The organism is Pseudomonas sp. PDM21, from assembly GCF_014852505.2.
Lineage (GTDB): Bacteria > Pseudomonadota > Gammaproteobacteria > Pseudomonadales > Pseudomonadaceae > Pseudomonas.
Genome location: NZ_CM181223.1, coordinates 5,815,275 through 5,841,029, shown reverse-complemented (window position 1 = coordinate 5,841,029; position 25,755 = coordinate 5,815,275). Strand labels below are relative to the sequence as shown.

The 25,755-nt window shown below is 67.4% G+C and carries 24 protein-coding genes; 11 read left to right on the top strand and 13 right to left on the bottom strand.

All coding sequences use genetic code 11. The features are described 5' to 3' along the window. Window positions 1–124 precede the first annotated feature (124 nt). On the bottom strand, window positions 125–1,033 hold the full coding sequence (locus tag IB275_RS27015; protein WP_192292848.1) for a LysR family transcriptional regulator: 909 nt from the start codon (window positions 1,031–1,033) through the stop codon (window positions 125–127). Between the two features lie 115 nt (window positions 1,034–1,148). On the opposite strand from IB275_RS27015, the gene IB275_RS27010 reads away from it, so the two are divergent. Continuing rightward, on the top strand, window positions 1,149–2,240 hold the full coding sequence (locus tag IB275_RS27010) for a polyamine ABC transporter substrate-binding protein (protein ID WP_412548189.1): 1,092 nt from the start codon (window positions 1,149–1,151) through the stop codon (window positions 2,238–2,240). A 107-nt stretch (window positions 2,241–2,347) separates the two neighbouring features. Continuing rightward, the gene (gene speB / locus IB275_RS27005) at window positions 2,348–3,310 is read left to right on the top strand and encodes an agmatinase (protein ID WP_192292844.1); all 963 of its coding nucleotides are present in this window, start codon (window positions 2,348–2,350) and stop codon (window positions 3,308–3,310) included. 211 nt (window positions 3,311–3,521) lie between these two features. Here speB and IB275_RS27000 read toward each other — a convergent pair whose 3' ends face one another. Both IB275_RS27000 and IB275_RS26995 read right to left on the bottom strand, forming a co-directional pair. Continuing rightward, entirely contained in the window at window positions 3,522–4,109 is a 588-nt protein-coding gene (locus IB275_RS27000; protein ID WP_405308126.1) for a methyl-accepting chemotaxis protein, read from the bottom strand. Between the two features lie 1,517 nt (window positions 4,110–5,626). Continuing rightward, the gene (locus IB275_RS26995; RefSeq protein WP_192292840.1) at window positions 5,627–7,237 is read right to left on the bottom strand and encodes a GGDEF domain-containing response regulator; all 1,611 of its coding nucleotides are present in this window, start codon (window positions 7,235–7,237) and stop codon (window positions 5,627–5,629) included. Window positions 7,238–7,525: 288 nt separating this feature from the next. On the opposite strand from IB275_RS26995, the gene IB275_RS26990 reads away from it, so the two are divergent. The 4 genes from IB275_RS26990 to speA all read left to right on the top strand — a co-directional run bounded on the left by IB275_RS26990 (window position 7,526) and on the right by speA (window position 12,017). After that, entirely contained in the window at window positions 7,526–8,590 is a 1,065-nt protein-coding gene (locus tag IB275_RS26990; protein WP_045216423.1) for a DUF2333 family protein, read from the top strand. 3 nt (window positions 8,591–8,593) lie between these two features. After that, a complete protein-coding gene (locus IB275_RS26985) occupies window positions 8,594–9,133 on the top strand; it encodes an NUDIX hydrolase (protein WP_192292838.1) in 540 nt (179 codons plus the stop codon). Window positions 9,134–9,442: 309 nt separating this feature from the next. Continuing rightward, window positions 9,443–9,814, top strand: a complete 372-nt coding sequence (locus tag IB275_RS26980; protein ID WP_015479046.1) for a translation initiation factor Sui1 — start codon at window positions 9,443–9,445, stop codon at window positions 9,812–9,814. Between the two features lie 289 nt (window positions 9,815–10,103). Beyond that, entirely contained in the window at window positions 10,104–12,017 is a 1,914-nt protein-coding gene (gene speA, locus IB275_RS26975; protein ID WP_081515617.1) for an arginine decarboxylase, read from the top strand. A gap of 73 nt (window positions 12,018–12,090) precedes the next feature. Here speA and IB275_RS26970 read toward each other — a convergent pair whose 3' ends face one another. From IB275_RS26970 to pdxR, 4 genes are all read right to left on the bottom strand, one after another. Further along, entirely contained in the window at window positions 12,091–12,789 is a 699-nt protein-coding gene (locus IB275_RS26970; protein WP_192292836.1) for an anaerobic ribonucleoside-triphosphate reductase activating protein, read from the bottom strand. After that, window positions 12,786–12,932, bottom strand: a complete 147-nt coding sequence (nrdD, locus tag IB275_RS26965) for an anaerobic ribonucleoside-triphosphate reductase (protein ID WP_015479043.1) — start codon at window positions 12,930–12,932, stop codon at window positions 12,786–12,788. The genes IB275_RS26970 and nrdD overlap by 4 nt, the downstream gene beginning before the upstream one ends. Window positions 12,933–12,985: 53 nt before the next feature. Next, the gene (locus tag IB275_RS26960) at window positions 12,986–15,004 is read right to left on the bottom strand and encodes a ribonucleoside triphosphate reductase (protein ID WP_192292835.1); all 2,019 of its coding nucleotides are present in this window, start codon (window positions 15,002–15,004) and stop codon (window positions 12,986–12,988) included. 157 nt (window positions 15,005–15,161) lie between these two features. Further along, the gene (pdxR, locus tag IB275_RS26955) at window positions 15,162–16,592 is read right to left on the bottom strand and encodes a MocR-like pyridoxine biosynthesis transcription factor PdxR (RefSeq protein WP_192292833.1); all 1,431 of its coding nucleotides are present in this window, start codon (window positions 16,590–16,592) and stop codon (window positions 15,162–15,164) included. Window positions 16,593–16,856: 264 nt separating this feature from the next. Between pdxR and cbpA the strand changes: the two genes are divergently transcribed. Beyond that, window positions 16,857–17,825, top strand: coding sequence for a curved DNA-binding protein (gene cbpA, locus IB275_RS26950; RefSeq protein ID WP_192292831.1), 969 nt, complete (start codon window positions 16,857–16,859; stop codon window positions 17,823–17,825). Next, window positions 17,822–18,124: a chaperone modulator CbpM gene (locus IB275_RS26945; RefSeq protein ID WP_225594885.1), complete on the top strand. Its 303-nt coding sequence runs from the start codon at window positions 17,822–17,824 to the stop codon at window positions 18,122–18,124. Before cbpA ends, IB275_RS26945 begins: the two co-directional genes overlap by 4 nt. A gap of 9 nt (window positions 18,125–18,133) precedes the next feature. Here IB275_RS26945 and IB275_RS26940 read toward each other — a convergent pair whose 3' ends face one another. Further along, window positions 18,134–18,889, bottom strand: coding sequence for a hypothetical protein (locus IB275_RS26940; RefSeq protein ID WP_192292829.1), 756 nt, complete (start codon window positions 18,887–18,889; stop codon window positions 18,134–18,136). 156 nt (window positions 18,890–19,045) lie between these two features. Next, entirely contained in the window at window positions 19,046–19,606 is a 561-nt protein-coding gene (locus tag IB275_RS26935; protein ID WP_081515628.1) for an NADPH-dependent FMN reductase, read from the bottom strand. Window positions 19,607–19,788: 182 nt separating this feature from the next. Between IB275_RS26935 and IB275_RS26930 the strand changes: the two genes are divergently transcribed. Genes IB275_RS26930 through IB275_RS26920 form a run of 3 tightly spaced genes read left to right on the top strand, consistent with a single transcriptional unit; the run spans window position 19,789 to window position 21,894 of the window. Further along, window positions 19,789–20,529, top strand: coding sequence for an NAD-dependent epimerase/dehydratase family protein (locus tag IB275_RS26930; protein WP_192292827.1), 741 nt, complete (start codon window positions 19,789–19,791; stop codon window positions 20,527–20,529). Beyond that, the gene (locus IB275_RS26925) at window positions 20,526–21,020 is read left to right on the top strand and encodes a cupin domain-containing protein (RefSeq protein WP_192292825.1); all 495 of its coding nucleotides are present in this window, start codon (window positions 20,526–20,528) and stop codon (window positions 21,018–21,020) included. The genes IB275_RS26930 and IB275_RS26925 overlap by 4 nt, the downstream gene beginning before the upstream one ends. A 22-nt stretch (window positions 21,021–21,042) precedes the next feature. Then, window positions 21,043–21,894 carry an arylamine N-acetyltransferase family protein gene (locus IB275_RS26920; protein ID WP_192292823.1) on the top strand — a complete coding sequence of 284 codons (852 nt, stop codon included), beginning with the start codon at window positions 21,043–21,045 and terminating at the stop codon, window positions 21,892–21,894. Here the strand turns inward: IB275_RS26920 and IB275_RS26915 are convergent. The 4 genes from IB275_RS26915 to IB275_RS26900 form a co-directional block, all read right to left on the bottom strand. After that, window positions 21,864–22,532 carry a hypothetical protein gene (locus tag IB275_RS26915; protein ID WP_192292821.1) on the bottom strand — a complete coding sequence of 223 codons (669 nt, stop codon included), beginning with the start codon at window positions 22,530–22,532 and terminating at the stop codon, window positions 21,864–21,866. The genes IB275_RS26920 and IB275_RS26915 overlap by 31 nt on opposite strands. Window positions 22,533–22,644: 112 nt before the next feature. Further along, on the bottom strand, window positions 22,645–23,100 hold the full coding sequence (locus IB275_RS26910) for a DUF2214 family protein (RefSeq protein WP_138214130.1): 456 nt from the start codon (window positions 23,098–23,100) through the stop codon (window positions 22,645–22,647). A gap of 32 nt (window positions 23,101–23,132) precedes the next feature. Continuing rightward, window positions 23,133–24,176, bottom strand: a complete 1,044-nt coding sequence (locus tag IB275_RS26905) for a sensor domain-containing diguanylate cyclase (RefSeq protein ID WP_081515638.1) — start codon at window positions 24,174–24,176, stop codon at window positions 23,133–23,135. A gap of 17 nt (window positions 24,177–24,193) precedes the next feature. Beyond that, on the bottom strand, window positions 24,194–25,543 hold the full coding sequence (locus tag IB275_RS26900) for an MATE family efflux transporter (protein ID WP_192292820.1): 1,350 nt from the start codon (window positions 25,541–25,543) through the stop codon (window positions 24,194–24,196). Between the last annotated feature and the right edge of the window lie 212 nt (window positions 25,544–25,755).

Sequence of the window (25,755 nt, the reverse complement as noted above, 5' to 3'; positions counted from 1 at the left end):
GTGGCGGGCATGATAGCGGAAAGCTTCCGGCGCGGCCCGAGGCGTTGCCGGATCAGCTGTCACAAGAAGTGATAGACGCTGTGGGACTGCGCCTGCGAGTCCCGGTTCCCGCGACGCCGCTGCGTCAATCGGCCGCGTGCTGGCCGAAGGCTGTCAACAGATCGCTGACGAAGGCCTGCTCGGCGTCGCCGGGATGGCGGCCGCGGTGGCGGGTCAGGCTGAAGGCCACGTCAAAGCCCAGTTCGCCGGGCAGCAGTTCGCGCAGCTGGCCACGCTCGATCCACGGCTGGGCGACATGCTTGGGCAGGTAGCCGATGTGCGCGCCGGAGAGGATGAACGCCAGGCTGCCGTCCACCTGCTCGCAGCGCGCGCTGCTGCGGCTGGTTTGCAGCGGCTCGTCGGCGGCGATGAAGCGGTAGGGGTGCAGGACCTGGTCGGCGTCGGCGAGGGAGTCGCGGGTCGGTTTCTTCTCGCTGAAGGCCGGGTGCCCGGCGCCGCAGTAGAGGCCCTGGGGTTCGCTGAACAGCACGACATGTTCCAGCGCCGCCTGGGTCCCGGCGAAATAGCCGACTGCCAGATGCAGGCGGTCCTGCAGCAGCAGGCGCTCCAGCTCGGCGGGTGTGGCGGTGATTAGTTCCAGGCTGACGGCTTCATTGCGCTGGCGGAAACGCCGGATGGCCCCGGACAGCTGCGCCAGTACCTCCACGTCCAGCCCTTCGGAAAGCCCGATGCGCACCTCGCCCAGTAGTTTGTCGGCGACACCGCGTGCCTCGTCGCGGAAGCCCTCGATGGCGACGAACAGGCGTCGCGTCGATTGCAGCAGGTGCTCGCCCTTGGGCGTCAGGCGAAAGCCGCCCTTGCCGCGCTCGCACAGGCGGTAGCCCAGGCGCGTCTCCAGCTTGGCCATCTGGATGCTGATGCTGGGCTGGCTCAGCCCCAGTTCGCCCTGCGCGGCACTGAAGCCGCCGCATTCCACCACGGTGACGAACAGCCGCAGCAGTTGCAGGTCGAGGTCGCGCAATTGGCTGAGCATGGCCGTCTCCAAACATTGTCAAAGGGAAATGCCAAAGTAATTAACTTTGTATTTTTACAAAGTAAAGCCCGCCCCATGCTCGCCCCATAACCACAACAACCCCGAGGCGATGATCATGCGTGCGTTCTTCCGGGCTTCTCTCACGGTGCTGGCCGTGGCCCTGGCCATGCCCCTGCAGGCGCAGGAGCGGGTGCTCAACCTCTACAACTGGGCGGATTACGTCGGCGCCGATGCCCTGCAACGCTTCCAGAAGGAAACCGGCATCCGCGTGAAATACGACACCTTCGACAGCGCTGAGGTGCTCGACAGCAAACTGATGACCGGCCGCAGCGGCTACGACGTTGTCTTTCCCGCCAGCAGCGGGCTGGCCCGCGCCATCCAGGCCAGGGCCGTACAGCCGGTGGACGACGCGCAGTTGAAGAACTTCGCCAACCTCGACCCGGACCTGCTGGCCAAGCTGGCCGCCATCGACCCCGGCAATCGCTTCGGCGTGCCCTACACCTGGGGCACGGTGGGCCTGGCGATCAACAAGGACGAGGTGCTCAAGCGCATCCCCGACGCACCGCTGGACAGCCTCGACCTGCTGTTCAAGCCCGAGTACGCCAGCCGTCTGGCCGACTGCGGCATCTCGCTGATCGATTCGCCGCAGGAAGTCATCAGCGTGGCGCTGAATTATCTGGGCAAGTCGCCGTACAGCACCGACGCGGCCGACCTGGCCGAGGTCCGCCAGTTGCTGGAGAAGTTGCAACCCAACGTGCGCTACATCGCCAGCGGCAAGCACATCAACGACTTGGCCAACGGCACGCTGTGCGTCGCCCTGACCTACACCGGCGACGCGCTGATGGGCGCTGCGCAGGCGAAGCAGGCGAACAAGCCGTTCGAGGTGATCTACCGGATTCCGAAGGAGGGCACGCTGATCTGGTTCGACACCATGGCCATCCCGGTGGACGCGCCACACCCGCAGGAAGCACGCGCCTTCATCGACTTCATGCTGCGCCCGGATTCCATCGTCGAGCTGACCAACACCCTGTACTTCGCCAACGCCAACCTGAAGGCCACGCCATTGCTGAATGCCGATGTCGCCGGCGACCCGGACGTCTACCCGGCGCCCGCCATGCGCCAAAAGCTGTTCGGCGAGCAATTGCTGACCTTGAAACAGCAACGCGAGCGCACCCGGCTGTGGTCGGCGTTCCGTACCCGTAGCTGAGGAGCAGGCTTTTGTAGGGCGGATAACCTGTTCCAGGTTATGCGCCCTACGTAGCGGACGTTCCCTGAATCACCGTGACCAACCGATTACTAAAAAATGAGGAAGCCATGGATCTCGCCCAAGACAACGACCAGGCCATCACCCGCGACAGCCTCTACGGCACCGCCGCCGAATCCACCTACGCCGGCATCACCAGCTTCATGCGCCGCCGCTACAGCCGCGATCTGCGCGGCGTCGATCTGGTGGTCAGCGGCGTGCCCTTCGATACCGCCACCACCAACCGCCCCGGCAGCCGCTTCGGACCGCGGGCGATCCGTGCCGCCTCGGTGCAGATGGCCTGGGCCCGGCACTTCCCCTGGGAATTCGACCCCTTCGACCACCTGGCGGTGATCGACTACGGCGACTGCTCCTTCGACCACGGCGTGCCGCAGGAAACCCCGGACGTCATCGAAGCCCACGCCGCGCGCATTCTCGATGCCGGCTGCGCGCTGCTGACTCTGGGCGGCGACCACTTCATCAGCTACCCGCTGCTCAAGGCCCACGCGAAGAAGCACGGGCCGCTGTCGCTGATCCACTTCGACGCCCACAGCGACACCTGGCCAGACGAGGATTGCCAGCGCATCGACCACGGCACCATGTTCTACCACGCCGCCCGCGAGGGGCTGGTCGACCCGGCGCGCTCGGTTCAGGTCGGCCTGCGCACCACCAACGACGACGTGATGGGCTTCCAGGTGCTGGACGCCCGCGAGGTGCATCGCAACACGCCGCAGGCCATCGCCGAGCGCATTCGAGCGCAAGTGGGCGACAACCCGGTGTACCTGACCTTCGACATCGACTGCCTCGACCCGGCCTTCGCTCCGGGCACTGGCACGCCGGTTTGTGGCGGGCTGAGTTCGCACCAGGCGCTGGAAATCCTCCGCGCGTTGCGTGGCATCAACCTGGTGGGGATGGACGTGGTGGAAGTCGCGCCGCCCTACGACAGCGCCGAGATCACCGCCCTGGCCGGAGCGACCCTGGCGATGGAGATGGTTTGCCTGTACGCGGCGCGGCACAAGCTGGGCGAGCGTTGATGAATTGATCTTGCAGGAGTGCTGATGAGGCGCTTCTAAAAGATCAAAGGCCCCTCACCCTAACCCTCTCCCGCAAGCGGGAGAGGGGACTGTTCGCTGCAGGATGAAACCGTGGCGTCAGCCGGCACATACGGCCCCCTCTCCCTTTGGGAGAGGGTTGGGGTGAGGGCTTGCCCGGGCACGAAAAGTTGATCCGACGGATACGGAACTATCAAACACGGAACGCCCGCACGGCGGTGTGCAACGCACCGCCCAGTTCCTGCAACTGCTCGCCCTGGCTGCGGCCCTGGCCGATCAGGCGCAGGTTCTCGCTGCCCAGTTCGTGGATGCGCTCGCTGTGCGAACGGATCTCGCTGACCGCACCGCTCTGCTGGGCGGAGCTTTCGGCGATGCGCTCGGCCATGCTGGCAATGGTGCGGATGGCGCCGACCACTTCGTCCAGCGCTCCCTCGGCGGCGCCAGCCTGGTTGGCGGTGACTTCCGCGTGCTCGACCTGGCTACGCATCGCGTCCACCGACTGCCGTGCGGCCTGCTGCAGGCGCGCGGTGAGCTGCTGGATTTCCTCGGTGGCGCCGGTGGTGCGCAGGGCCAGCGAGCGCACTTCCTCGGCGACCACGGCAAACCCACGGCCCTGCTCGCCGGCCCGCGCAGCCTCGATGGCGGCGTTGAGCGCCAGCAGGTTGGTCTGGTCGGCGATGGAGCGGATCACCCCCAGCACGTTGCCGATGGTGGCGGACTCCTCGGCGAGGTTCTCGATGGCCTGGGCGTTGCTCTGCACTTCGTCCACCAGCGCGCGCATGCCGCTCAGGCTGTTGCCGATCACCTGCTGGCCCTGCTCGACGGCCGTACCGGCCGCGTGGCTGGCCGAAGCGGCCTGGCTGGCATCGCCGGCCACCTGCTGGATCGCCGCTTCCATGTTGCCCAGCGCGTCGCGGATTTCTCCGGTATCGCTGGCCTGACGCTCGGCTCCGGCGTGCAGGCCGCCGCTGAGCTCGGCCAGGGCGCGGCTGCTGCCGGCCACTTCCTCGGCGCGCTGGTGGATGGTGCCGACCAGGGTGCCGAGGAAGTCGCGCAGGCGGTTCAGCGATTCCTGCAGCTCCACCAGGTCGCGGGTGCGGGTGGCCAGGGCGATGGGTTTGGCGAAGTCGCCACGGGCCCAGGTGGAGAGCGCCGGGACCAGTTGGCCGAGCACGCGCGCCAGGCGGCGTTGCAGGGTGTCGATAAGCAGCGCGGTGGCGAGGATCAGGGCGATCAGCGCGCCCTGGATGATGCGCACCTGGGTCTGGATCTTCGAGCGCTCCTCGCGCACCTGCGGCTCCAGGGTCGCCAGCGCCTGCTGCACGGCGCCCAGGCGCTGGGCGGTGGCATTGGCCAGCTCCTGGCGCTGGGCGATCAGCTGGCGGGTGCGGTTCAGCTCATCCGGGTAGCGGCGCAGCACGCTGGCGAGGTCGCGCTTCAAGGTGACGCCACGGTCCTCGCTCTGCGCCTGCGCAGCGGCTGGCTGGGATTCCAGGCCCATCATCGCGGCGAAGTCGTCGGAGGCGGAGGCCTGTTGTTCCAGCACGCCGAGCAGGGGCAGGGCGTCGATGCGTTCGGCCAGCTGGCGCAGGGTTTCCAGCTCGCGCTGGATGTCTTCGGCCAGCGCCGGGTTGCCGCTTTCCACCAGCTTGGCGCGGGCGTGGGCCAGGCGCGTCAGGTGCAAGCCGGCTTGCAGCAGCGGCGTGCGGTACTCGGCGGCGGCGGGGTTCTGGCTGGCGTCGGCGTAAGTGCCGAGCTGGTCCAGCGCGGCCAGCAGGTCACGCTCGGCCTGCAGCAGCAGGCCCTGCGGGTCGCCGGCAAGCTTGCCGGCGGCGAGCAACTGGTTGCCGCTGAACTGGCGCAGTTCGTCGAGGCTCTGGCCGAGCAGCTGGCTGAGGCTGTCCGGCAGTTGCGGCAGCTCCTGGGCCAGTTCGTCCAGGCCCTGCTGGGCGGCTTTCTGCTTGAGCGCGTCGCCGCTGGCGAGGTACGCCTGGATGTTCTGCGCGACCTTGCGCTCGAAGCCCTGGGAGAGCTCCAGGTAGCGGTCCATCAGCGTGAACGGGCGCTCCAGGGCGCGTTGCGACCACCACAGGGTGGCGCCCAGCGCGAGGCAGACGAGCAGGAGCAGGAAGGTGTTGAGGTTGGTGAGCAGCTTGAGGCGCATGGCAGGTCTCGACCGACAGCGAAAAAACGGCGAGCCCTGAACCTATTGCAGTTTCGTTACTGGCTGATGACACGGTGCCAGCATTCGGTCGGGAAGTGGCGCGGCAGAGCGCCGCGCCGGACCGCTGGTGGGTGTTACTTGTAGACCTCGACGCGGTTGCGGCCGCCGTGCTTGGCGGTGTACAGCGCCTCGTCGGCCTGCTTGGCAAGGGTCTTGATGTCCATCTCCTCGCCCAGCTCGGCGATGCCGCAGCTGAAGGTGCAGGACAGGTCGTGGGGCTGCGCCGGGTAGTGAATCTCGGCGAAGCGCTGGCGGATTTCCTCCAGCACCTTGTGCGCCGAGGCGGCATCGGTGTCCGGCAGCACCACGGCAAACTCTTCGCCGCCGTAACGGCCGATGTGGTCGGTCTTGCGCAGGCGCTGCTTGAGGAAGAGTGCCAGGCTCTTGATCACCCGGTCGCCCATGGGGTGGCCATAGGTGTCGTTGACCCGCTTGAAGTGGTCGATGTCGAGCATCGCGAAGGTCAGCGGACGCTCCTCGCGGCGCGCGCGGAAGCGGGCATCGTCGAGCAACTGCAGGGTGTGAGTGTGGTTGTACAGGCCGGTGAGGCTGTCGCGCACCATCCGCGCCTTCAGGCTGCGCGCGCGGGCGGCGCGGTTGCGCACGGTGGCGATCAGGTGGCGCGGCTTGATCGGCTTGGTGAGGAAGTCGTCGCCGCCTTCGCTCATGGCGTCGAGCTGCTTGTCCAGGTCGTCCTCGGCGGACAGGTAGATGATCGGCACGCTCACATAGCGCTCGTGCTGGCGGATCACCTTGGCCAGCTCGGTGCCCAGGCACTCGGGCATGTACATGTCGAGGATGATCAGGTCCGGCTGGAACTCGGCCAGTTCGGCCATCACCGAGAGCGGTGCGGTGAGCGCGCGGGTAACGATGCCGGCGCTGTTGAGGACCATCTCGGTATGCGCGGCCTGAGCGCGGGAGTCGTCGACGATCAGTACGCGGAACGGCTCGTAATGGGCCACGCGGGTCAGCGTCTCGATCTTCTCCAGCAGGCCGGAGGCGTCCAGCGCGCCACTGAAGAAGTCCTGGCCACCGGCGCGGGCAGCGGCCAGGCGGGTCGGGGTGTCGGTTTCCTCATGGCTGAAGAACAGCACCGGCAGCTTCTGCTTGAGGCCGGCCTGGGCCTCGTCGGCCAGCGCCAGGCCCTGGCCGTTGGCGAAGTCGATTTCCATCACGATGGCGGCCGGATGGCGGTCGGCCATGGCGGCGCGGAAGGCGTTGGCGTGCTCGCAGGGCTGCGCGGCCATGCCGAAGAATTCCAGCTGCTGGGCCAGGCGCTCGGCGCGCTCCTGGTCCTGCAGGGCCAGGTAGACCGGCTTGCGCAGTGGCGGAAGGTTGGTCTGCTCGAACTGGTCGCCGTGGCGCAGGCCGGTGCGCGACAGGCGCTGCATCAGGCGGTTGAGTTCGGTGATCAGCTCGCTGGAGAGACGCCCGCGATTGTCCTGCACGGCGCGCAGGCATTGGTCGATGGCCTTGGCCAGGTCCGCATGCTCGGCCTGCTCGAAACGTTCGGCATAGCGCTGCAGACGCAGGCAGGCCTCGGCCAGCTCGGCCATGCCGGCACTGTTCCACTCCGACCGCGACAGGCGCTGCCAGACTTCCAGCAGGTGACGCGCCTGGTGGATCACCCGCTGGGCGAAGTGATGCTTGAGGCGGTCGAGGGATGGATCGTCGAGCTCGGTCATCGCGCGCTTCTTTATAGAGCCGTACCGGCGGCCTGCGGGGCGAACATGTTTCCGCCGTGATACACAGTGGTGGCCCTATGCTACCAATCCTTGATGGCAATAACAGTGCCTTCGGTCAAACATCCGAAGCTTTGTATTTCGCAGCATTAACCAGCACCATGCGCAGGGTAGGCTGCGCCGACCCGCCTGCGTGCGGCATGCTTGCGCACAGCGGCCTAAAATCCCGGCACCCTGGGGCCGGTTGCGGGTCCAAGCTATCTTCGAATTCGGGACATCAAGGAACTTGCCATGTGGAACTGGAAGAAACGCGGCTCCGTGCGTGACCGCGTGAACGACTCGGTGGACGACGCGCGCGCCTATTTCGGCGGCCCCTGGCTGGGCCGCGTGCTCGGCGGTCTGCTGGGCGTCTACCTGGTGATCTGCGGCGCGATCGGCTGGTACTGGAGCCAGGAGCCGGACCTCTTCCCCGTGCAGCAGAACGCCCAGGCCGCCGCCGAGCGCGCTGGCCGGCAGATGGTGGTGGGCTATACCACGGTGGAAACCCTCAAGGAAGTGGTCGCCACGCTGCTCAACAAGCCGGGCGGCTACCTGTCCAACGACATCTTCCCGCCGGGCGTCTGGCTGGACAACATGCCCAGCTGGGAATACGGCGCCCTGGTCCAGGTGCGCGATCTGTCCCGCGCGCTGCGCAAGGACTTCGCCCGCTCCCAGTCGCAGTCCACCGAGGACGCTGACCTGGCACGCGCCGAGCCGCGTTTCAACTTCGACAACAAGAGCTGGGCGCTGCCGTCCTCCGAGTCGGAATACGCCGAGGGCATCAAGTCCCTGGACCGTTACCTGGGCCGTCTCTCCGCCGACCCGGCCGGCGCGCAGTTCTATGCCCGCGCCGACAGCCTGAACAACTGGCTGGGTGACGTTTCCACCCGCCTGGGCTCGCTGTCCCAGCGCCTCTCGGCCAGCGTCGGCCGGGTCAAGCTGAACACCAACATCACGCCGATGCAGCCGGTCACCCCCGGCCAGGCGCCGGAAGTCGAGGAAGTGATCCAGGAAACCCCCTGGATGCAGATCGACAACGTGTTCTACGAAGCCCGTGGCCAGGCCTGGGCGCTGTCGCACATCCTGCGCGCCATCGAGGTGGACTTCGCCGACGTGCTGGCGAAGAAGAACGCCACTGTCAGCGTGCGTCAGATCATCCGCGAGCTGGAGGCCGCCGAGGCTCCGCTGTGGAGCCCGATGGTCCTCAACGGCAGCGGCTTCGGCGTGCTGGCCAACCACTCGCTGGTGATGGCCAACTACATCTCCCGCGCCAACGCCGCGATCATCGACCTGCGTCAGCTGCTGGCTCAGGGCTGATCCATGGCTGGCATCAGCGACAAGGAGGCCGCCCACCGGGCGGCTTCGGACGCCGAGAAGATCGCCTGGGTCGACGAAGACGACCAGCTGCTGGGCAGCCTGCCGCGCGCCGAATTGCGCGCGCGCGGGCTGATCGGCCGCGGCACCTTCATCCTGCTGTTCAACTCTGCCGGTGAGCTGTGCGTGCACCGCCGCACCCTGAGCAAGGCGGTCTATCCCGGCTACTGGGACCCGGCCGCCGGCGGCATGGTGCAGGCCGACGAGAGCTACGCCGGGTCCGCCGCCCGCGAGCTGGAAGAGGAGTTGGGCATCGCGGGCGTAGAGTTGCGCGCCCACGGCACTTTCTTCTTCGACCAGCCGGACAATCGCCTGTGGTGCGCGGTGTTCTCCGCCGTGTCCGATGCGCCGCTGAAGTTGCAGCCCGAAGAGGTGCTGGAAGCGAAATTCATCGACCCGCACCAGGCGCTGGCCGAGGCCAAGGCGGGCACGCCTTACTGCCCGGACTCGCTGGCGGCGCTGCGCAAGTACCTGGTCAGTTTCTGATCCTCCAACCCATTGCGGGCTGCTCTTCGTAGGAGCGAGCATGCTCGCGAATGGCTTCGCAGCGGGGCTTGTTCGCGAGCAAGCTCGCTCCTGCAACAACCCTGCTGCGCCGGCATGTCGCCAAACCGCCGATCAATGACGCATTTTCGCTCTTAGCATTTGCCTTCAATGCTGCTAAATTGCGCGACCTTTCCGGCAGGGTCCTCCGCCGGGAATTGCGCAGCCCCTGCCTGAGTGGGGCGTCGCGGTCGGCGCCAGCCGGCCATTCGTTGACCTGGCCCGAAGAGGCCAATCCTGGGGAAACGCCCGGTGGTCAAGAAAGCATCCTCCCTGTCCGCCCTCGGCGGGCTCGTCTACTCCACTGATTCCGGCCGGCATTGCCCGGACTGCAATCAGCCCATTGGCGCGTGCATCTGCAAGCAGGCCGAGATTCCGGCCGGCGATGGCATCGCTCGCGTGCGTCGGGAAACCAAGGGCCGCGGTGGCAAGACCGTGACCACGGTGACCGGCGTGCCGCTGGCGGCCGATGCGCTGAAGGACCTGGCCACGGCGCTGAAGAAGCGCTGCGGCACGGGTGGCGCGTTGAAGGACGGCATCATCGAGATCCAGGGCGACCACGTCGACCTGCTGCTCGAAGAGCTGACCAAACGCGGCCTCAAGGCGAAGAAATCCGGCGGCTGAGCCGTCTTCCGCTGTCTGTCTCAACTGACAGGCGACTCTCCCCTGTCGAGAACGGGTTCCAGGCGATGCGCGCCCCGCGTATGGCCGGCAAGCCCTTTCCCTAGATGGGAGATTTATCGGCGCGCCCTGGGCGTGTCGTCGGATTTTCCTAAACTTACCGCCAAGCCCGGCGGTCAACACGGCAACGTCACGAGGCCCGGCTAGGTTTACTCCACCAGGCCTTGACGACTCACCCGCACGCCGGGCGGGCGCCTGCACACATTCGCGCAATCTGAGGAGACCACCCCGCATGGCCGCTAGACGGACCCGCAAAGACGACGGCAGCAACTGGACCGTGGCAGACAGCCGCAGCATCTACGGAATTCGCCACTGGGGCGCTGGCTACTACGCCATCAACGACGCCGGTAACGTGGAAGTTCGCCCGCAGGGCGCCGATGCCCAGCCGATCGATCTGCATGCGCTGGTCGAGCAGCTGCGCGAGGCGGGCCTGTCGCTGCCGCTGCTGGTGCGCTTCCCGGACATCCTCCAGGACCGCGTGCGCAAGCTCACCGGTGCCTTCGACGCCAACATCGCGCGCCTGGAATACACCAGCCGCTACACCGCGCTGTACCCGATCAAGGTGAACCAGCAGGAAGCGGTGGTGGAAAGCATCATCGCCACCCAGAACGTCTCCATCGGCCTGGAAGCCGGCTCCAAGCCCGAGCTGATGGCCGTGCTGGCGCTGGCCCCCAAGGGCGGCACCATCGTCTGCAACGGCTACAAGGACCGCGAGTTCATCAAGCTGGCACTCATGGGGCAGAAGCTCGGCCACAACGTGTTCATCGTGATCGAGAAGGAATCCGAGGTGCAGCTGGTGATCGAGGAGGCCGCCAACGTGGGCGTGCTGCCCCAGGTCGGCCTGCGCGTGCGCTTGTCCTCGCTGGCTTCGTCCAAGTGGGCAGACACCGGTGGCGAGAAGGCCAAGTTCGGTCTGTCCGCCGCGCAGCTGCTGTCGGTGGTCGACCGCTTCCGCGCCGCCGGCCTGGACCAGGGCGTGCGCCTGCTGCACTTCCACATGGGGTCGCAGATCGCGAATCTTGCCGACTACCAGCACGGCTTCAAGGAAGCCATCCGCTACTACGGCGAACTGCGCGCCCTCGGCCTGCCGGTGGACCACGTGGACGTCGGCGGCGGCCTGGGCGTTGACTACGACGGCACCCACTCGCGCAACGCCAGCTCGATCAACTACGACATCGATGACTACGCCGGTGTGGTGGTGGGCATGCTCAAGGAGTTCTGCGACGCGCAGGGCCTGCCGCATCCACACATCTTCTCCGAGAGCGGCCGCGCGCTGACCGCTCACCACGCGGTGCTGATCACCCAGGTCACCGATGTCGAGCGCCACAACGACGAAGTGCCGAAGATCACCGACCTCGCCGAACAGCCGGAGATCGTCCAGTGGCTGGCCGATCTGCTCGGTCCGACCGACGCCGAAATGGTCACCGAGACCTACTGGCGCGCCACCCACTACATGAGCGACGCCGCCGCGCAGTACGCCGAGGGCAAGATCAGCCTGGCGCAGAAGGCTCTGGCCGAGCAGTGCTACTTCGCCATCTGCCGTCGCCTGCACAACCAACTCAAGGCGCACCAGCGTTCGCACCGCCAGGTGCTCGACGAGTTGAACGACAAGCTGGCCGACAAGTACATCTGCAACTTCTCGGTGTTCCAGAGCCTGCCCGACACCTGGGCCATCGGCCAGGTGCTGCCGATCCTGCCGATCCATCGCCTGGGCGAGGAGCCGACCCGCCGCGCGGTGCTGCAGGACCTGACCTGCGACTCCGACGGCAAGATCACCCAGTACGTCGACGAGCAGAGCATCGAAACCAGCATGCCGGTGCACGACGTGAAGGAAGGCGAGGACTACCTGATCGGCACCTTCCTGGTTGGCGCCTACCAGGAAATCCTCGGTGACATGCACAACCTGTTCGGCGACACCGACTCGGTGAACGTCTACCAGAACGCCGACGGCAGCTACTACCACGCCGGCATCGAGACCCACGACACCATCGAGGACATGCTGCGCTACGTGCACCTGTCGCCCGAGGAGCTGATGACCCACTACCGCGACAAGGTCGCCGGGGCCAAGCTCACCGCGCGCGAGCGTACGCAGTTCCTCGACGCGCTGCGTCTGGGGCTGACCCGTTCGGCTTACCTGTCGTCCTGATCTCCCGGCAACACGTTGAGCAAAAGCCTCGCTCCGGCGGGGCTTTTTCTTGCTCTTCGTGGGAGCGTTGGGGTCAGGCTTCGCGCAGTTCGAAGGATGGGAACAGCGCGTGCAGCTCCTGCCAGAGGTCGAGCGCGCCATGGGGCGCCGGTGTGGCGATCAGCTCGGGATCGAGTTGCCGGTCGCTGCGGGCCAGTTGCACGACGAAGTTATCCACACCCCTCCCGCGCAATCGCGTGGCCAGTCGGCGCAGGCGTCCCAGATCGAACAATTGCCAGTGCACAGTCGTGCGGCACTCGTAGCCAACGCCGCTCTCCAGCAACAGCTCCAGGCTGCGCCAGTTGGCCAGCCCGCTGCGTTTCGCGCCGGTAATGGCGTCCATGTCCTCGGCCAGCCCCTTCACGTCGAAGCCGATCCAGTCGGCATGGGGCAGCGCGCGGGCGAAGGCCTCCGGGCGGATGCCGGCGCTGTGCAGCCCGGTGCGGAAACCCATCTCGCGCACGCTGGCCATGGCCTCCGGTAGCGTGTTCTGCAGCGTCGCCTCGCCGCCGCTGAACACCACGGCCTGCAGCAGGCCCTGGCGTCGCCGGAGGAAGGCGAGAATGGCGTCCCAGGGGATCTCCGCTTCGCCGCGCGGCGGGATCAGCTCCGGGTTGTGGCAATAGCGGCAGCGCCACGCGCAGCCCTGGCAGAACAGTACGCAGGCGAGCAGCCCGGGGTAGTCGAGGGTGGTCAGGGGCACCAGGCCCCCGACCCTGAGCGTACTGCTCATCGCGTCTCGCGGAAGTGGCGGCGCTCGCGGTGCTCGGATTGCTTGCCGGCGTTGAACGCCGTCACCGGGCGGTGATAGCCCATCACGCGGGTCCACACTTCGCAGCGCTGGCGCTGGCTTTCGGGCAGTTGGTTCGCGGTCATCGGTGGTGCTCCTTTTTTGCGGGGATGAATTTTCGGGATGAAGTGAATGAGCCTCAGCTGCCGCAGCAGCTCGTGGTTGCGGCTTTCTGCAGCGCGGCTTGGTCGCATTTCGGGCAGAACTCGTGTTCGCCGGCGAGGTAGCCGTGAACCGGGCAGATGGAGAAGGTCGGCGTCACCGTCAGGTAGGGCAGGCGGAAGCGTCCGAGGGCCGTGCGCACCAGGGTCTTGCAGGCCTCGGCGCTGGAGATGCGCTCGGCCATGTACAGGTGCAGCACGGTGCCGCCGGTGTACTTGCACTGCAGGGCGTCCTGCAGTTCCAGCGCCTCGAACGGATCGTCGGTGAGGCCCACCGGCAGCTGCGAGGAGTTGGTGTAGTAGGGCGCGTCCGGCGTGCCGGCCTGGAGCACGTCCGGGTGGCGCTTCTGGTCCTCGCGGGCGAAGCGGTAGGTGGTGCCTTCGGCCGGCGTGGCTTCGAGGTTGTAGAGGTGCCCGCTGTCTTCCTGGAAGCGCACCAGCCGCGCCCGCACATGGTCCAGCAGCTCTAGCGCCATCTGCCGGCCGACCTCGGTGTGCAGGCCTTCGCGGTCGTCGGTGAAGTTGCGCAGCATCTCGTGCAGGCCGTTCACGCCGATGGTGGAGAAGTGGTTGCGCAGGGTGCCCAGGTAGCGCTTGGTATAGGGGTAGAGCCCGGCGTCCATGTGCTGCTGGATGACCTTGCGCTTGACCTCCAGGCTGTCGAAGGCCAGCTCCAGCAGGTAGTCGAGCTGGGCGTAGAGGGCGGCCGCGTCACCGCGATGGCGGTAGCCCAGGCGCGCGCAGTTGATGGTCACCACGCCCAGCGAACCCGTCTGCTCCGCCGAACCGAACAGGCCGTTGCCGCGCTTGAGCAACTCGCGCACGTCCAGTTGCAGGCGGCAGCACATGGAGCGCACCTGATTGGGCTGCATGTCCGAGTTGAGGAAGTTCTGGAAGTACGGCAGGCCATAGCGCGCGGTCATCTCGAAGAGGCGCGTGGCGTTGTCGCTGTCCCAGGGGAAGTCGTGGGTGATGTTGTAGGTCGGGATCGGGAAGGTGAACACCCGGCCGTGGGCGTCGCCGGCCTGCATCACCTCGATGTAGGCGCGGTTGATCAGGTCCATCTCGGCCTGCAGCTCGCCATAGGCGAAAGGCATCTCCACGCCGCCGACGTAGGGAATCTGCTCGCGCAGGTCTTCCGGGCAGACCCAGTCGAAGGTCAGGTTGGTGAAGGGCGTCTGGGTGCCCCAGCGCGAGGGCACGTTGAGGTTGTAGATGAACTCCTGCAGCGCCTGGCGCACCTGTTGATAACTCAGACCGTCCTTGCGCACATAGGGTGCCAGGTAGGTGTCGAAGGAGCTGAAGGCCTGGGCGCCGGCCCACTCGTTCTGCAGGGTGCCGAGGAAGTTGACCATCTGCCCCAGCGCGCTGGACAGGTGCTTCGGCGGCCCGGCTTCGACCCGCCCCGGCACGCCGTTCAGGCCTTCGCTGAGCAGGGTGCGCAGCGACCAGCCGGCGCAGTAGCCCGCGAGCATGTCCAGATCGTGGATGTGCAGGTCGGCCTCGCGGTGGGCGACGGCGATGCCTTCGCTGTACACCTCGTCCAGCCAGTAATTGGCGGTGACCTTGCCGGACACATTGAGGATCAGCCCGCCCAGGGAATAGCCCTGGTTGGCGTTGGCGCGCACCCGCCAGTCCTCCCGCGACAGGTATTCGTTCATCGACGCGGCGACATCCACCAGCGTCTTGCGCTCGCGGCGCAGGCGGCCGTGGCGTTCGCGGTAGACGATGTAGGCGCGGGCGGTGGGGTAGTGGCCGGCTTCCATCAGGGCGCGCTCGACGACGTCCTGCACCTGCTCCACGTCCAGATCGTTCCGGGCCGGCAGGCGGGCCAGCACGCGACGGGTCAGTTCCCCGGCATGGGGCGCGGTGAACTCGCCGCTGGCCTCGCCGGCGGCGGCGATGGCGCGTTCGATCTTGCTCGGGTCGAAGGCGGCTGAGCTGCCGTTGCGCTTGCGCAGGCTGGCGGGAAGAGGGGCGATCCGTGTCAGGGGCATTGGCTTGATTCCACAGCATGCTGTGTCTCGAGTTATTCAAGACAACAAGATGTTGTGGGAATCTAACGGCATTGCCCGTAGGAAAATTGACCTCGGTCAACGTCGAGCGTCAGTCAATTTTTGCCATCGGAGGTATTGACCGGCACACCTCCCGGAATCAGCCGAGCAAGGGCGCCAGCCGCTCTGCCAGGCGCCCGGCGAGCTGCTCGTCGGTGACATTGGTGAAGCTCATGATCAGCGCCGGCTCGCGCCTGGCCTCGACGCACCAGGCGTTCAGTGCCTGCAGGCCTAGGCCCTCGGCATGGGCGCGGCGGGCGACGGCGAGGTCGTCCTGGTCCAGCGCGCCGATCAGGTGCAGGCCGCCGGGGGTGTCGGCGAAGCGCAGGCGCTCGCCCAGGCGCTCTTCCAGCACACTGCGCAGCCACTGGCGGCGCTGGGCGTAGAGCGTGCGGGTGCGCTTGAGGTGGCGGGCGAAATGGCCCTCCTGCATGAAGTCGCACAGGGTCGCCTGCAGCAGCTCCGCGCAGCCGGAAGGGAACACCTGCTGGGTGCGTACGAAGTCCTCCACCAGATGCGCCGGCACCACCAGATAGCCCAGGCGCAGGGCAGGGTAGAGCACCTTGCTGAAGGTGCCGGTGTAGAGCACGCGGCCGGCGCGGTCGAGGCTCTTCAGCGCCGGCAGCGGGAAGCCGGCGTAGCGGTACTCGCTGTCGTAGTCGTCCTCGACTATCCAGGCGCCGCTGCTGGCCGCCCAGTCCAGCAGGGCCAGGCGGCGCGGCAGGCTGAGAGCAACACCGGTGGGGCTTTGTTGCGATGGCGTGACCAGCGCAAAGCGCGCCTCCGGCGCGCGGGTGATGCCGTCTTCCACGCGCAGGCCATCGGCGTCCACCGCGATGGGCACTGGCACGCCGCCAGCCCGGCGCAGCAGTTCGCGGCCGCGCGGGTAGCCGGGGTCCTCGTGCCAGAAGCGCTGACCGGGTTCGAGCAGGGTGCGGCTGATCAGGTCCAGCGCGCCCTGATAGCCGGCGCAGATGAATACCTGCTCAGGGGCGCAGACGATGCCGCGAGAGATGCCCAGGTAACCGGCGACCGCCTCGCGCAGCGGCCCGTAGCCGCAAGGCTCCGGGTAGGCCAGCATGGACGCGCTCTGCTGGCGCAGACGCCGCGCGCACAGGCGCGCCCAGAGCGCGCGGGGGAAGGCATCCAGCGCCGGCACGCCGAGCTGGAACGGTCGCAGGGTCGGGCCGTGGGCGATCAGGCCGGGCAGGCTGCGTTCCACCGTCGCGGGCTCGACCGGCACCGGTGGTGCGGAGCTGGTGCGCCCCGCCAGCTGAGGCGAGACCACGGTGCCCGCCGGCCCACGCGCCAGCAGGTAGCCCTCGCTGGTCAGCAGCTGGTAGGCCAGCTCCACCGTGCCGCGCGCCACGCCCAGTTCGCCAGCCAGCCCCCGCACCGGCGGCACGCGCTCGCCGGGGCGCAGCGCACCTCGGGTGATGGCATCGCGGATGCGCTCGTAGAGCTGGCGGTAGATCGGCCGATCATGGCTCGGGTCCAGCGGTTGGCGGAACGAATCGAAGGGCGCGGTCATGGCCTATCCCGGGCGGCGGTTAATCCGGAGAGTGACTATGCCATGACCGGTATCAAGGCGTCCTGCCAGCCCCGATGCACGATCAGCGTCTAGGCTTGCAGGCAGTGTTGAAAAGCCGGCGCCGCGACTCCATCTGTTGTCGCAGAAGCCCGTTTTTCCCACCTGTTCGCCTCGCAGTGCGCGCAGCGGCTCCGGCTGTCCGCGCGAATTCCCCGTGTCCCAGGCGCCGACAGGTCCAACGCATGTGAGGAGTGACCGCTACCGATGGAATTCAAGGACTATTACGCCGCGCTCGGGGTCGAGCCCGACGCCGACGAGAAGGCGATCAAGACCGCCTACCGCAAGCTCGCGCGCAAGTACCACCCGGACGTCAGCAAGGAGCCGGACGCCGAGACGCACTTCAAGGAAGTCTCCGAGGCCTACGAAGTGCTGAAGAGCCCGGAGAAGCGCGCCGAATACGACGAACTGCGCAAGTACGGCGCGCAGGGGCCGCAGTTCGAGGCGCCGCCCGGCTGGCAGCCGCGCGGTGGTTTCGACGGCCCGTCGCCGGGGCACGAGCAGGACTTCAGCGACTTCTTCGAGCAGATCTTCGGCGGCCGCGCCGGCGGCTCCCACGGTGGCTTCGGCGGTGCGCGCCAGCCACAGGCCCACCGTGGCCAGGACGTGGAGATGGAGGTCCCGCTGTTCCTCGAGGAAACCCTCTCCGGGGACAGCCGGCCGATCAGCTTCAGCCTGCCCAGCTTTGATGAGTACGGCCGCAAGCTGCCGCCGCAGAACAAGACGCTGAACGTGAAAATCCCCGTGGGCACCGCCGACGGCGAACGCATCCGCCTCAAGGGGCAGGGCGCGCCGGGTATCAACGGCGGGCCGGCGGGCGACCTGTACCTGGCTATCCGCCTGGTGCCGCACCCGGTGTTCGACGTCGACGGCCGCGACCTCGTCGTCACCTTGCCGGTGGCGCCGTGGGAAGCGGCGCTCGGCGCCAAGGTGGAGGTGCCCACGCTGGGCGGGCGGATCAACCTCGGCATCCCGGCCAACAGCCAGGCCGGCCAGCGCCTGCGGATCAAGGGCAAGGGCCTGCCGAACAAGGGCGAGGCCGCCGCTGGCGACCTGTACGCCGTGCTCAAGGTGGTGATGCCGAAGACGGCGGACGAAGCGACCCGCAAACTCTGGGAAGAACTGGCTGCCAAGGCGGCCTTCGACCCCCGTGCCGATTGGGGTAAACGCGCATGACGACGACAGTGATGGTGGTGGACCTCGACGAGCTCTGCCAGTCGGTGAATCTCCCCCGCGACGTGCTCGTCGAGATCGTCGAGGTGGGTATCGTGGAGCCCCGCGAACAGCGCGCGGGGCACTGGGTCTTCGATTACCAGGCGGTCAGCGTGGTGCGCCGTGCGGTCCGATTGCGCCGCGAGTTCGAGCTGGACTGGCCGGGCATCGCCCTGGCGCTGCGCCTGCTGGACGAGGTGGACGAACTGCGCGCGGAGAACCGTTACCTGCGCCAGCGCCTGGCGCGCCTGCTGGAGGACTGAGCTGCTGAGTTACTGGGCGCTGGTCGCCGCAGTAGCGGCGTTCAGCGGGATGAACTGGAACAAGCCCAGCAGCGGTGCGGCGAGTATGCCCTGCACGTAGTTGATCCCGCTGCGTCGCAGGCTCTCGTGGGTCATCTGCGCCAGCAGCTCCAGTCGGCCGATCATGCGACCGAACTCGCGCTCGAAGGACAGGTTGCGCCCATTGGCGCTGAGCTCGTTGGACAGCAGCAGCGGCTGGCCCTGCTCGTCGGTGCGGCTGGCCAGCAGCCAGGCCGCCACCTCGATGTTCCAGGCGGCGTTGGCGGTCATCTGCGCGTTCAGCCCGCTGAGCAGGTGCTGGGTGTCGGTGCCGCCGTACAGTTCGTAGAGCATGCTGCCGAGCCCGTAGATCAGCGCTCCGGCGCGGTCGCCCTGGAAGTCCGCGTCGAAAGCCAGGGGCAAGGCGGCCACCGATGTCCTGCCGCCCAGGCCGGGCAGCGGCTGCTGCTTGCGGATGGCGTCCATCACCCGCTGGTGGGCTGCATCGCGTGAGGCAGCGCCGGTTTTCTTCCATTCCCGCGGGTTGCGCTTGTAGAGCTTGTCGAGCAGCAGCGACAGGCTGTCGAGGTTATCGCGCATGGCCAGGTTGGCGGCGCGGTTGGCGTCGTTCTGCAGCATCTGCCCGGAGCTGAAGCCCACACCGTCGACGTCCTTCTTCACGGGCGGCGAAGTGCAGCCGGCGAGCAGGGCGAGGGCAAGGAAACAGAACAGAAGGTGGCGCAGCATCGACAGTCCGGGCGCGGGAAGCGGGCCTGAACCTTGGCGTGAGAAAGGGCGTGGAGCCAGCCGCAATGATGGCCAATGCCGGGTGTCGCAGCGGCCTGCGACGAGCTGCTCAGAATGGCGGGGGAAAGCGCCGGCGGGTGCCGGCGCCTGGGCAGATCAGCGTGGCTGGTTCTGCACGATCCAGCCGGAGAAGGCATCGATGATGCTCTTCAGGAAGGGCTCGGTCTTCTCCGACAGCTTGCCGGATTCGTCGAAGAAGCCGCCGGCGCCGCCCAGGTAGGCTTCGGGTTGCTGCAGCACCGGCATGTTGAGGAACACCAGCGACTGGCGCAGGTGGTGGTTGGCGCCGAAGCCGCCGATGGCGCCCGGCGAGGCACTGACCACGGCGCAGGGCTTGGCATTCCAGGCGCTCTTGCCGTAGGGGCGCGAGCCGACGTCGATGGCGTTCTTCAGCACGCCGGGCACCGAGCGGTTGTACTCGGGGGTAACGAAGAGCACCGCATCGGCGCGGGCGATGCGCTCGCGGAAGGCGGTGTAGCTGGCGGGCGGGGTGCCCACGTCGAGCTCTTCGTTGTACAGCGGCAGGTCGCCGATCTCCACGATTTCCAGCTTCAGGTTGGCCGGCGCCAATGCGGCGAATGCCTTGGCGATCTTGCGGTTCAGGGATTCCTTGCGCAGGCTGCCGACGACAACGGCAACATCGAAGACTTGGCTCATGGCGACTCCTAGGGATCGGGGTAGTGAGCCGTTTGTTATAGACGATGAGCGTGACATTGCGTGGACATGGATCAAGGTTCGGCAATCATGTCCCAGTCGTTCTGCATGATCTTGGCTCTGTGGGGTAGGTCATCGCATCACTAGAGTGGCGACGTGTCCCTGCCGCCCGATTCGAGGTCCCCATGTGCATGAAAGTCTTCTTCGCCGGAGCCAGCGGTGCCATCGGCCAGCGCCTGCTGCCGATGCTGCTGGAACGTGGTTATCAGGTGCTGGCAATCAGTCGCTGCGCGCAGCGAGCCGCCGTGCTGGAGGCCGCGGGAGCGCGGGCGCTGGTGCTGGACGTCTATGACGCGCAGGCCCTGAGTGCCGCCATGCAGGGGTTCCAGCCACGCTGGGTGATCCACCAGCTCACCGACCTGCCCGCGGGCCTCGACCCTGCCCTGATGCCTGCCGCCCAACCGCGCAACGCGCGGGTTCGCCGGGAAGGTACCGCCAACCTCGTGGCCGCAGCTCGTGCCGCTGGTGTCGAGCGCATGGTGGCGCAGAGCATCGCCTGGGCCTACGCGCCAGGTGAGCTGCCGCTGCACGAGGAACAACCGCTGGACCTGGGGGCCGAAGGCCCGCGCGCCATCAGTGTCGGCGGCGTCGCCGCGCTCGAACAGGCGGTGCTCGGTGCGCGGCCGATGGAGGGCATCGTGTTGCGTTACGGCCGACTCTACGGGCCGGGTACGGGCGCCGATGCGGCAGACCCGAGGCTGGCCGTGCATGTGGACGATGCCGCCCGCGCCGCCCTGTTGGCGCTGGAGTGGGGCGCGCACGGCGCCTACAACATCGCCGAACAGGACATCGAAGTCAGCTCGGCCAAGGCGCGCCATCGCCTGGGCTGGCAGTCGGGCTTTCGCCTGACCGGAGGACCGGCGTGAACCGCGCGTCCGGGCATGAGGCTCGGACCGGTCTGGTGCTGGTCATTGCCCTCAGCGCTGGCGCACTGCTCTGGCAGCCCTGGTCGCGGCCGCTGGTGAGCCTTGCCGAGAACCCTGCCGCGCAGTCAGCTGGCGCGCGGCCGGCCACAGAGGTGAAGCGCCTGTCCTGCGAGCCGCTGGTCGACATACCCGGCAAGGTCGTGACCACGCTGCAGGTGGACTTCCCGCCCAACGGCTTCACCCCGGCCCACCGCCATCCCGGTGCGGTGACCGCCATCGTGCTCAGTGGTCAGGTGCGCTCGCAGATGCACGGCCAGCCGGCGCAGACTTACAGCGCGGGCCAGACCTGGTTCGAACCCAGTCGCGAGCTGCACCTGTTCGCCGAGAACCCCAGCGCCAGTGAGCCCGCACGCTTGCTGGCAGTCATCGTCAGCGACGAGCACTGCGGCCCGCTGGTGATCCCCGAACCGACCGCCGACCACCGCTATTGATGCTTCGCGAAAGGAGATTCGCATGACCCCGCTCACCCCCTTCAGCGCTGCCCAGCTCGACGCGACCCTGACCCGCCTAGGCCTGTCGCCGGAGCGCCCCGCGCCGACGCTGGAAAACCTCGACCGGCTGATCGTCGCGGCGCTGCATCACCTGCCTTTCGAAAACCTCGACGTGCTGCTGGACCAGCCCATTCTGATCGAGCCGGAGGCGGTGTTCGCCAAGGTCGTCGAACATCAGCGCGGCGGTTACTGCTTCGAGCTGAACAGCCTGTTCGCCCGTCTGCTGGCCAGCCTGGATTATCGCGTGACCCTGCTGGTGGCGCGGGTGCGCTGGGGCCTGCCGGCGGATGCGCCGCTGACGCCGAAGACGCACCTGCTGCTGCGCATCGACCTGGCCGAAGAGCCGCACCTGGTGGATATCGGCTTCGGCGGCCCGGCCTCGCCGAAAGCCCTGCCGCTGCGGGTGAACGAAGAGCTGCCCGGCGGCTGGCGTATCAGCGGTCCGGCCGAAGAGGAGCTGGAGATGGCCACACGCTCGGCGTCCGGCTGGCAGCCGCTGTACCGCTTCACCCTCGAGCCGCAGCACTGGGCCGACTACGGCATGCGCAACTGGTACACCTCGACCTACCCGCAGAGCGTGTTCCGCAATTCTCTGCGCGTGGCGCTCAGCGAGGACGGTGCGCGGCTGTCACTGTTCAACGGACAGTTCACTCGGCGTGGCGCGGACGGCGAAGTCGAGCAGCGCAGCATCGAGAGTGCCGATGAGCTGCTGGACGTGCTGCGCGAGCGCTTCCACCTGCACCCGGCGGCGACGGACTTGCCGGCCCTGCGCCGTCGGCTGGCTCAGTTGCTGGAGTCGGCCGTCAGCGGCTGAGTGCCGCGAGGCTCGGCCGAGGCGGCAATGTCCGGCGCCACGCCGATGGCCAGCCGGACGATGCGGCCGGGCAGTTCGTCGCGCTGCAGTTCGCCGCCGGGCCTGCCGGCGAGCCAGTTGCCGTCGATGTCCGAGGCCCGGCACTGCAGCTGGCGCTCGCCGCCGGCTGAGTCCGGCAACAGCCAGCGGCAGCGCCCGTCGAAGATGCGCGCGCCCTTTTTCGGCATTCCGGCGTTGCCGGCGGAGAGCTGGCTGCGGACAGCCAGGTTGGCGAAGCTGATATCGGGTGGCACGGCGTCCAGGGGGTGGGTGGCCGATTCGCCGTCCATTTCGATGAGGATGTGCCGGAGCTCGCGCCTGCAACCGTCACTGCTCAGGCTCAGCGGCACCTGGTAGCTGATCCGGTAGGGGCGCTCACCGTGGCCGGGCGTGGCAAAGAGGCGTTGCGTGAGGTCGTCATTCGCCGGGGAATTGCAGTGGCTGCCCTCGGGTGGCGAGTAACGCGCATTACCCACCAGGCTGAAATCGCCCGGCAGGTCGGCTTCGAAAGTGAATTCGTCGCTCGCGCAGCCGCTCAGGGCGAGAGCGGCCAGCGAGAGGAACCACCACAGGGGGCGGCTGGAGGAGCGGGAAGGCATGGGGAGGTCCTGCGGCAGTCGAAGCTGCGCAGGAGCATCCACGGATCAGTTGAGCGACTGTATCGGATTGCTCGGTACTGGTTGTAGGAAAGCGGCCAGTCAGTCCGGCGGCTCAGCCGATCATTCCGAAACCACGTGCCATCAGGGTTGCCAGCAGCGGCAGGATCATCAGCGCCAGCAGCTCCACGCGAATGGTCATGATCACCAGCTTCGCCTGGCGCTCGCTGGGCACTGGAACGCGGCCAGCCTTGAGCTCGTTGCGCCAGTTGAGGAAGGTCATGGTCGGCAGGATCGACAGCAGTGCCACCAGCACGAAGAGGCCGATCTTGGCGTGGAACAGGCTGTTGTGCAGGTAGTAATCCGTACCCTTGGCGAACCAGACCACACGTGCCGCGCCGGTCAGCAGTACCACGCCGGCGCAGGCGCCGTAGGCCAGGTCGACTATCACCAGGCTACGTGCCCGCGACAGGTCCAGTGGCAGGCGGAACAGCTGGTGCTCCAGCACCAGCAGGGCGAACAGGATGAAGATCGACAGGTAGTGCAGGTACGCGGCGATGGCTTGGGCCATGAGTGGGTCCTCTGCTGGGGCCTTGCTTCTGATCAGGCTGAGGCCGGCGGCGCGCTGAAGTTTACCCGGTTGCGCCCGGCCTGCTTGGCACTGTAAAGCGCGCCGTCGGCGCGTTCCAGCGCCTGGTCGACAGGCTCTTCACCTGCCAGCAGGGTGCAGCCGATGCTCAGGCTGACCGGCAGCGGCCCGCAGGGGAGTTGCACCGGCTCGTGGCCGATCAGCTCGCGTACGCGTTCGGCGACGCGCTGCAACTCCTCGCCGTCCTTCACCTTGAGCAGAGCGACGAACTCCTCGCCGCCCTGGCGCACCAGCAGGTCGTCTGGCCGCAGCGCGGCGCGCAGGCGGCGGGCGCATTCGCAGAGCACCTGGTCGCCGGCGGCGTGGCCGTGCTGGTCGTTGATCGCCTTGAAGTGGTCGAGGTCGGCGTAGATCACGCCCAGCTGCACGTGGTTTTGCCGCGCCAGGCGGCACTCGCGGTCCTGGAAGGCGAGCAGGCCACCGCGGTTCCACAGCTGGGTCAGTGGGTCGAGCAGGGCCTTGCGCTGCTCGCGGTCCATCTCCACGCGCAGGTCGCGGTTGCTCTGGATCAGCGTGCGCAATTGCAGGTAGCCCTCGGCGAGGGTGGCAAGGTCACGGAAGTTGGCCTGCTGCGCCTCGGTCATGCTGCGCGGCCGCGGGTCGACCATGCACAGGGTGCCGATGGCCTGGCCATTGCCGGCGCGCAGCGGGCGACCGGCGTAGAAACGGATGTAGGGCGGTCCGAGCACCAGCGGGTTGTCGGCGAAGCGTTCGTCGAGGGTGGCATCGGGCACCAGCAGGGTATCCTCGCCGAGAATCGCATAGCCGCAGAAGGACACGTCGCGCGTGGTCTCGGTGGCGTCCAGACCGACGCGGGCCTTGAACCACTGACGATCCTGGTCGATCAGGCTGATCAGCACGGTATCGACCTTCACCAGGTCCTGGGTCAGCTGGACGAGGGTATCCAGGTAGTGCTCGGCCGGGGTGTCGAGCAGGTTCATCTCATCCAGGGTCTGCTGACGCAGGGTTTCGTCAACGGGAATGGGACAAGCCGGCATGGCGTCTCCTCAACAGGTCAGGGGCTGGCAGGCGCCTGCCAGGCATCTTGGCGTGTCAGTTGCCACGCGTAGCCGGCGAGGACCAGCGCGCGCAGCAACATGAAGCATAGGAAGGTTAGCCACAATCCGTGATTTCCCCAGCCCTGCAGGGCGAAACCCAGCGGCAGGCTGGCGGCGCAGGCCAGCAGCATGGCGTTGCGCATTTCGCGGGCGCGGGTGGCGCCGATGAACAGGCCGTCGAGCAGGTAGCTCCACATGCCGATGAGCGGCAGGCAGGCGAGGTAAGGCAGGTACTGGTCGGCGGTGGCGCGCACTTCCGGGATGTCGCTCTGCAGGGCGATGAACAGGTGGCCGAAGAGGCTGAAGAAGGCGACGAACAGCAGGCTGGCGATGAGCGACCAGCCGCAGGCGACTACCAGCGACCGGCGCAGGGCGGTGCGGTCGCGGCCACCGATGGCATGGCCGCACAGCGCCTCGACAGCGTGGGCCAAGCCGTCGAGGGCGTAGGCAGTGACCATCAGGCCGTTGAGCAGCAGCGCGTTGGCCGCCACTGTGGCGTCGCCCAGGCGTGTGCCCTGCACCGTGAGCAGGAAGAACACGCCCTGCAGCGCCAGGCTGCGGATGAAGATGTCGCGGTTGACCATCAGCAGCGGCCGCCAGCTGGCCCAGGCGCGCAGGCGTGACCAGTCCGGCAGGCCGGGAAAGCGCCTGAGCGCGCCACGGGTCCGCGCCAGGCCGAGCAGCGCGCCGCCCCATTCGGCGGTCACCGCGGCCTTTGCTGCGCCGGCCACGCCCCAGCCCAGGCCCAGCACGAACCACAGGCTGAGGACGATATTGATGAGGTTGGTGGTCAGCAGGATCGCCAACGGTGCGCGGGCGTTCTGCGTGCCGAGAAACCAGCCGACCAGCGCATAGGTGGCCAGCGCCGCCGGCAGGCCGAACAGGCGGATGTGGAAGAACTCGCGGGCCAGCACATCCAGCTCGGGGGACGGGCGCATCAGTGCAAGCGCGGGGCCGGTCAGCGGCACCGCCAGCAGGCTGAGCAGCAGGGCGAGGCCCAGCGCCAGCAGCAGGCCCTGGCCGAGAATCCGCCGCAGGGCTCCGCCGTCTTCACGCCCGGCCGCCTGGGCGGCGAAGCCGGTGGTGCCCATGCGCAGGAAGCCCAGCACGCCGACCAGCAGGGTATAGAGCCCGCCGCCGACCGCCACGGCACCCAGTTGGTGGGCGTGCGGCAGGTGGCCTATCACCGCGCTGTCCACCAGGGTGACCAGCGGCACGGAAACGTTGGAGAGAATCATCGGCGCGGCGAGCGCCCAGACACGACGGTGGGTCGGTGAATGTCGCCAGGCTTCGAGCAGGGAGTTCATGCAGAGCGGACCATTGGTAGTTCGCCCGGATTGGGGCGGAAATTCTGTTCTTAATAGCGGAGTTTTCTTGTTTTTACTGTCGACTGAGGATTCTCAGGCATTCCTATTTATTCTCGCGCAGTAATCACTTTCTCCAAAATCAAGGACACGCTAGATGCCAGTCTCAAAGGCTCCGATTGGGTTGAGCCAATGGGGGCGTCACCTCGCCCCAT